Below are 7,036 nucleotides of genomic sequence, written 5' to 3' on the forward strand. Positions count from 1 at the left end.
CGAACCGGTTCCGGACGGCGCGGGGCCCGTACGGAACCGATTCCGTACGGGCCCCGCGCCGGCCGAGGCTCAGAGACCGGCCGCGTCCGACAGGTCCCGCTTGATAGCCGAGAGGACCTCGGCGCCCTTCGCGCGGGCCGCCGTCAGCTCGCTCGCGTCGGTCACCGGGATCACGACCTCCAGGTAGCACTTGAGCTTGGGCTCGGTGCCGGAGGGACGGACGATGACCCGGGCCTTGTAGTCGCCCTCCAGGTAGTAGCGCAGACCGTCCGTCGGGGGCAGCGACTCCGTGCCCTTCGTCAGGTCTTCCGCCGTCGTCACCGTCAGCCCCGCGAGGTGGACCGGCGGCCGCGAGCGCAGCGCGCTCATCGCGTTCGCGATGATGCTCAGGTCCTCGACCCGCACCGACAACTGGTCCGTGGCATGCAGCCCGTGGGCCACCGCCAGGTCGTCGAGGAGGTCCGTCAGCGTCCGGTCCCGCTCCTTGAGCTCCGAGGCCAGCTCGGCGACGAGCAGCGCCGCCGTGATGCCGTCCTTGTCGCGCACGCCCTCGGGGTCGACGCAGTAGCCCAGCGCCTCCTCGTAGCCGTACCGCAGACCGTCCACACGGGCGATCCACTTGAAGCCGGTCAGGGTCTCCTCGTAGCCGACGCCCGCCGCCTCGGCGATCCGGCCGAGCAGCGAGGAGGACACGATCGACTCCGCGAACACGCCCCGCGCGCCCTTGTGCACCAGGTGCGCCGCGAGCAGCGCGCCCACCTCGTCACCGCGCAGCATCCGCCAGCCGCCCTCGACCGTCGGGTCGGGCACGGCCACGGCGCAGCGGTCGGCGTCCGGGTCGTTGGCGATCACGATGTCCGGGTCCACGGCGCGGGCCGCCTCGAAGGCCAGGTCCATCGCGCCCGGCTCCTCCGGGTTCGGGAAGGCGACCGTCGGGAACGCCGGGTCGGGCTCCGCCTGCTCGGCGACGAGCGCCGGCGGCGGGAAACCGGCGCGGGCGAAGGCGGCCGTCAGGACGTCCTTGCCGACGCCGTGCATGGCCGTGTAGACGGTCCGCACACCACGGGGGGAGCCAGGGGTCAGGACGGCGTCCGTACGGGCCAGGTAGGCGTCCAGGACCTCGTCGCCGAGCACCTCCCAGCCTTCGGTCGCGCGGGGGACGTCGTTCAGCGAGCGCACCGCGTCGATCTCGGCGGCGATCTCCGCGTCCGCGGGCGGCACGATCTGCGAGCCGTCGCCCAGGTAGACCTTGTAGCCGTTGTCGCGCGGCGGGTTGTGGCTCGCGGTGACCTCGACACCGGCGACGGCGCCCAGGTGCCTTATGGCGTACGCGAGGACGGGCGTCGGCAGCGGGCGGGGGAGCAGCGCGGCGCGCAGTCCGGCGCCGATCATCACGGCGGCGGTGTCACGGGCGAAGTCGGCCGACTTGTAGCGGGCGTCGTAGCCGACGACGACGAGGCCGCCCTCCTGGCCCTGCGCCTTGAGGTACGCGGCCAGGCCGGCGGCGGCGCGGATGACGACCGAGCGGTTCATCCGCATGGGCCCGGCGCCGATCTCACCGCGGAGTCCGGCGGTGCCGAACTGGAGCGTGCCGGCGAACCGGGCGGCGAGCTCGTCGGTCTCACCGGCCTCGATGAGCTTGGCGAGCTCCTCGCGGGTCTCGCTGTCGGGGTCCTCGGCGAGCCAGGTCTGGGCCCGGGCGAGGAGGTCGTCCTGCGTCACGGTGTGCCTTTCGGGGTGTGCGGGTGGGGAGGGCGCGGGGGTGGGTGCGGGTGCGGTGGTGGGCCGCTGCGCGGAGCCATTCCCCACCCCGCCCCTTCCCGAACTGGGGGCAGGCCCCCAGGCCCCCGAACGGCCTGCGGCCGTGTCCTCAAGCGCCGGACGGGCTGATCTCCGCCCCGCAGGGCGAAGATCCCAGCCTCGCCGGGGGTCCCCCCCACGCCCTCAGGGCGTAGGGGGAGATTGAGGCGCGGGGTCCGGGGCGGAGCCCCGGTCACCTCAGATCCGGTCCAGGACCCGCGTCAGCAGCTCGCCCATCCGCGCCGCCGAGTCGCGTCCCGCCTGCAGGACCTCCTCGTGGTTCAGCGGCTCGCCCGAGAGCCCCGCCGCCAGGTTGGTGACCAGGGAGATGCCCAGGACCTCGGCGCCCGCCTCGCGGGCCGCGATGGCCTCCAGGACGGTGGACATGCCGACGAGGTCGCCGCCCATGACGCGGACCATGTTGATCTCGGCCGGGGTCTCGTAGTGCGGCCCGGGGAACTGCACGTAGACGCCCTCTTCGAGGGTCTCGTCGACGTCCTTGCACAGCGCGCGCAGGCGCGGCGAGTACAGGTCGGTGAGGTCCACGAAGTTCGCGCCGACGATCGGGGAGGCGGCCGTCAGGTTGATGTGGTCGCTGATCAGGACCGGCTGGCCGGGGCGCATGCCCTCGCGCAGACCACCACAGCCGTTGGTCAGCACGACCGTCTTGCAGCCGGCGGCGACGGCGGTGCGCACACCGTGGGCGACGGAGGCGACGCCCCGGCCCTCGTAGAAGTGCGTACGGCCCAGGAAGACCAGGACGTGCTTGGCGCCGATCTTGTACGAGCGGACCTTGCCGCCGTGTCCCTCGACGGCCGGCGCCGGGAAGCCGGGAAGCTCGGTCACGGGGAACTCGGCCTCCGGAGCGCCGAGCGCGTCGACGGCCGGCGCCCAGCCGGAGCCCATGACGAGGGCCACGTCGTGGGTCTCGATTCCGGTCAGCTCGCGAAGACGCGCGGCAGCGGCCTCGGCGGCCTCGTACGGGGTGGCAGTTGCGTTCACTGACTCTCTCGCCTCGGGGAGGGGGGTCCGAGGGAGGAGCCCCGGACGGATTTCATACGCGCAGAAGCGTAGCCCGAGAATTCCTACGCGCGTAGATGACGATGCTGACGGACATGCGATCGTTGTCTTGTCGTTTCCGACGAATGGCGTAGCGGAGGCCACACAAACCTTCCGCCAGGCCGATACCGCCATGAACCGGGACCGGCCGCTCACACGGGCCCGGCCCGCGCCTAGCAAGGCCGCTTGCGCAGCTCCATCACGTAGTCGTGCGGCGCTCCCGCCGACTCGGCCGCGTCCGCGATCTCGCCGAGGTAGCGCGCCGACGGCAGCCCGCCCTCGTACGCGTTCAGGACGTACAGCCAGGTCGGCTCCTCGCCGTCCAGGGTGTGTACGCGGACCCGCATCCGGCGGTAGATGTCGAGGCCGACACCCTCCCAGCGGTCCATCGAGTCCTCGTCCATCGGCGCGATGTCGTAGAGCGCGACGAACACCTGGGAACGCGGCGCCTCGACGATCGTGGGCAGCGCGCCCTCCCAGCCCATCTGCTCGCCGCCGAAGGTCAGCCGCCAGCCGTTGAGCCAGCCCGTGCCGCGCAGCGGGGAGTGCGGGGCGCGGCGGGTCATGAGCCGCGCGTCGAGGTTGCCGGCGTACGCGGCGTAGAGCGACATGGGGTCGAGGGTACGGGAGGGGAGAGGGTGCACGCGGAAGTCCGTGGTGGGGGCCGTATGGAGGCCCCGGCGAGAGACCGCCCCCGGCGTACGGGACAATGGGGTACGCACTTGAAGCGTGCGGGACAATGGCGTACGCACTGCAGCCCCAGCGGGGGGACCCCCCGGCAGAACGAGAGCGCGAGGCGTAGATCCCTGTGACCCGGATCGTGATCATCGGCGGCGGACCCGGCGGATACGAGGCTGCCCTGGTGGGCGCCCAACTCGGCGCGGAGGTGACCGTCGTCGACTGCGACGGCCTCGGCGGCGCGTCCGTCCTGACCGACTGCGTTCCCTCGAAGACCCTCATCGCGACGGCCGAGGTGATGACCACCTTCGACTCCTCGTACGAGGAGCTGGGCATCATCGTCGCCGACGACACCCCGCACGTGGAGCAGGCCGCCCGCGTCGTCGGCGTCGACCTCGGGAAGGTCAACCGACGGGTGAAGCGCCTCGCGCTCGCCCAGTCCCACGACATCACCGCCTCCGTCACCCGCGCCGGCGCCCGCGTGCTGCGCGGCCGCGGCCGGCTCTCGGGCCGCCAGGCCGTGGACGGTTCCCGCCAGGTGGTCGTGACCTCGGCCGACGGCTCGGAGGAGGCGCTGACCGCCGACGCCGTGCTGATCGCGACCGGTGGCCACCCGCGCGAGCTGCCCGACGCCCAGCCCGACGGCGAGCGGATCCTGAACTGGACCCAGGTCTACGACCTCAAGGAGCTCCCCGAGGAGCTCATCGTGGTCGGTTCGGGTGTGACGGGTGCCGAGTTCGCCGGCGCCTACCAGGCGCTCGGCTCGCGGGTGACCCTGGTGTCGAGCCGCGACCGCGTCCTGCCCGGCGAGGACCCGGACGCCGCCGCCGTCCTGGAGGACGTCTTCCGCCGCCGCGGCATGAACGTCATGGCCCGCTCGCGCGCCGAGTCGGTCAAGCGCGTCGGCGACCGCGTCGAGGTCACCCTGGCCGACGGCCGGGTCATCTCCGGCTCCCACTGCCTCATGGCCGTCGGCGCCATCCCGAACTCGGCCGGCATGGGTCTGGAGGAGGCCGGGGTCAGGCTCAAGGACTCGGGCCACATCTGGACCGACCGGGTCTCCCGTACCTCCGCGCCGGGCGTGTACGCCGCCGGTGACGTCACCGGCGTCTTCGCGCTCGCCTCCGTGGCGGCGATGCAGGGCCGGATCGCGATGTACCACTTCCTCGGCGACGCGGTGGCCCCGCTGAACCTGAAGACGGTCTCCTCGAACGTCTTCACCGACCCCGAGATCGCCACCGTCGGCTTCACCCAGGCCGACGTGGACGCGGGCACGATCGAGGCCCGGGTCGTCAAGCTGCCGCTGCTGCGCAACCCGCGCGCCAAGATGCAGGGCATCCGGGACGGTTTCGTCAAGATCTTCTGCCGTCCGGGCACGGGGATCGTGGTCGGCGGCTGTGTCGTCGCACCGAAGGCGAGCGAGCTGATCCACCCGATCTCGATCGCGGTCGACAACAATCTGACGGTCGAACAGATCGCAAACGCTTTCACCGTGTACCCCTCCCTGTCGGGCTCGATCGCCGAAGTGGCACGGCAGTTGCACACCCGAAAGGCGACGGGCGAGGGCTGACCCGCCGTCCCGCCTGGGGAGATCTGGACAACCCCCGGCAAGGCGGGACAAGGAACGATCAACGACGGGGCCTCCCATACCACTTGGGGGCCCCGTCTGTGCGCATCTTCTGCAATTCGGCGCATAGTGCTGAAAAGTATCTGCCGGTCACGTTACTGTCGGTTTCGTGTTCGCTGCAGAACGTCGTCAGTTGATCCTCGAAATGGTGCGCGCCAATGGAGCCGTGTCGCTCCGTGAGCTCGCCCGCGTCGTCCAGACCTCAGAAGTGACCGTACGGCGGGACGTGCGGGCACTGGAGGCAGAAGGACTCCTCGACCGCCGGCACGGCGGTGCGGTACTGCCGGGCGGGTTCACCCGAGAGTCCGGCTTCCCGCAGAAATCCCATCTCGCGACCGCGGAGAAGACGGCCATCGCCGACGTCGCCGCGAGTCTCGTCGAAGAGGGCGAGGCCATCGTCGTCGGCGCCGGGACGACCACGCAGGAGCTGGCCCGCCGGCTCGCCCGCGTGCCCGGTCTGACCGTGGTCACCAACTCCCTGCTCGTCGCCCAGGCGCTGGCCCACGCCAACCGGGTCGAGGTCGTCATGACCGGCGGCACCCTGCGCGGCTCGAACTACGCGCTGGTGGGCAGCGGGGCGGAGCAGTCCCTCCAGGGGCTGCGGGTCTCCCGCGCCTTCCTCTCCGGCAGCGGTCTGACCGCGGAGCGCGGCCTGTCCACGTCCAACATGCTCTCCGCGAGCGTGGACCGGGCGCTGGTGCAGGCGGCGGCGGAGGTCGTGGTGCTGGCCGATCACACCAAGCTCGGCACCGACACCATGTTCCAGACGGTGCCGACCGACGTGATCACCCGCCTCGTCACCGACGAACCGCCGGCGCACGACGACCGGGCCGCCACGGAGCTCCAGGCGCTGGCCGACCAGGGCGTCCAGATCGCGGTGGCGGGGACGGGACCGGGTGGGGACACCGTCCCCCCGGGCGGCGGCCGCCCTCGCCGTGACGTTCCGCTTCCCGGTCAGCGCGCCCGGCACCAGCCCGGCCAATTCCGGGGAGCCGCCGCCTCCTTGGCGAGCGAGGTGCTTCAGCCGGAGCGGACGGCCCGGGTCGCGGACATGCGCAGGCGCTGAGCCGGGGCTGCCGCGGACCGGGCGCGGGCGTCGAGGTCCGGTCGTCCGGTTCGGTGCGGACGCCGAGGTCCGGCGGCGACTCCCGGCTCCGCGAGCGCTGTGGACCCGGCCCCGGCGTTCACGCGGGCGCGTGAGCCGACCGCCCGCGGGCTCAGCTCTTCATGCCCCGTAGGGTCAGGGCCAGCAGCCGGTCCGGCAACTCCTCGTCGTCCGGGTTCTGTTCGGCCGCCAGCGCGATCGCGTGGGTGAGCTGCATCAGATCGCCGATCGACACATCGGCGCGGACCGTGCCGGCCTCCCGGGCCCGGCCCAGCAGGATCTCGCCGGCCGCGCGCAGCGGCATGCTGCACTGCGCGAGCGCCGAACTCTCGTCCCGCGACGCCGACATGAGCGCCCGGGCGAAGCCCCGGTACTCACCCGCGTGCGTGATCAGGGCGCGCAGCCACTCCACGAGTGCCGGACACGGCTCCTCGGCCGCCGCGAGGTCACGGCCCCGCTGGAGCAGCGCGGTCAGGGCTTCCTGGAAGACGGCGTTCACCAGCGCGTCGCGAGTGGGGAAGTGCCGGTAGAGCGTGCCGATGCCGACCCCCGCGCGACGGGCGACGTCCTCCAGGGAGGCGTCCGTACCGTGCTCGGCGAAGGCTGCGCGTGCCTCGGTCAGCAGCCGCTCGTGATTGCGGCGCGCGTCGGCGCGCATGGGGGCTCCTCGGTTGGGCGAATGGGGCGGGCCGGGGGGGGGGGGCGGCGCGGGCCGCCCACACGACAGCAGCGAGCCGGCCGCGGTGAGCGGCTCTTTGGGGGCACGT

The 7,036-nt window shown here is 72.6% G+C and carries 6 protein-coding genes; 2 read left to right on the forward strand and 4 right to left on the reverse strand.

From position 1 onward, the window contains the following. Nucleotides 1–69: 69 nt before the first annotated feature. From ACFVZW_RS09035 to ACFVZW_RS09045, 3 genes are all read right to left on the reverse strand, one after another. A complete protein-coding gene (locus ACFVZW_RS09035) occupies nt 70–1,722 on the reverse strand; it encodes a phospho-sugar mutase (RefSeq protein WP_384518881.1) in 1,653 nt (550 codons plus the stop codon). Nucleotides 1,723–1,998: 276 nt separating this feature from the next. Further along, complete coding sequence (locus tag ACFVZW_RS09040; RefSeq protein ID WP_384518884.1) at nt 1,999–2,802, reverse strand: purine-nucleoside phosphorylase; 804 nt, start codon at nt 2,800–2,802, stop codon at nt 1,999–2,001. 230 nt (nt 2,803–3,032) lie between these two features. After that, complete coding sequence (locus ACFVZW_RS09045) at nt 3,033–3,470, reverse strand: gamma-glutamylcyclotransferase (protein WP_362365532.1); 438 nt, start codon at nt 3,468–3,470, stop codon at nt 3,033–3,035. Between the two features lie 197 nt (nt 3,471–3,667). Between ACFVZW_RS09045 and ACFVZW_RS09050 the strand changes: the two genes are divergently transcribed. Together ACFVZW_RS09050 and ACFVZW_RS09055 are read left to right on the forward strand one after the other, a co-directional pair. Beyond that, the gene (locus ACFVZW_RS09050) at nt 3,668–5,107 is read left to right on the forward strand and encodes an NAD(P)H-quinone dehydrogenase (RefSeq protein ID WP_384518887.1); all 1,440 of its coding nucleotides are present in this window, start codon (nt 3,668–3,670) and stop codon (nt 5,105–5,107) included. Nucleotides 5,108–5,273: 166 nt separating this feature from the next. Next, nucleotides 5,274–6,230: a DeoR/GlpR family DNA-binding transcription regulator gene (locus ACFVZW_RS09055; protein ID WP_329116787.1), complete on the forward strand. Its 957-nt coding sequence runs from the start codon at nt 5,274–5,276 to the stop codon at nt 6,228–6,230. Nucleotides 6,231–6,381: 151 nt separating this feature from the next. On the opposite strand, the gene ACFVZW_RS09060 is transcribed toward ACFVZW_RS09055, so the two are convergent. Next, nucleotides 6,382–6,927, reverse strand: coding sequence for a TetR/AcrR family transcriptional regulator (locus tag ACFVZW_RS09060; protein WP_384518890.1), 546 nt, complete (start codon nt 6,925–6,927; stop codon nt 6,382–6,384). Between the last annotated feature and the right edge of the window lie 109 nt (nt 6,928–7,036).

The organism is Streptomyces sp. NPDC059567 (genome assembly GCF_042735655.1).
Classification (GTDB): Bacteria; Actinomycetota; Actinomycetes; order Streptomycetales; family Streptomycetaceae; genus Streptomyces.

Bases quoted from the DNA above. Each gene is read 5' to 3' on its own strand.
- ACFVZW_RS09045 (WP_362365532.1), bottom strand. From the start codon at position 3,470: ATGTCGCTCTACGCCGCGTACGCCGGCAACCTCGACGCGCGGCTCATG.
- ACFVZW_RS09060 (WP_384518890.1), bottom strand. From the start codon at position 6,927: ATGCGCGCCGACGCGCGCCGCAATCACGAGCGGCTGCTGACCGAGGCA.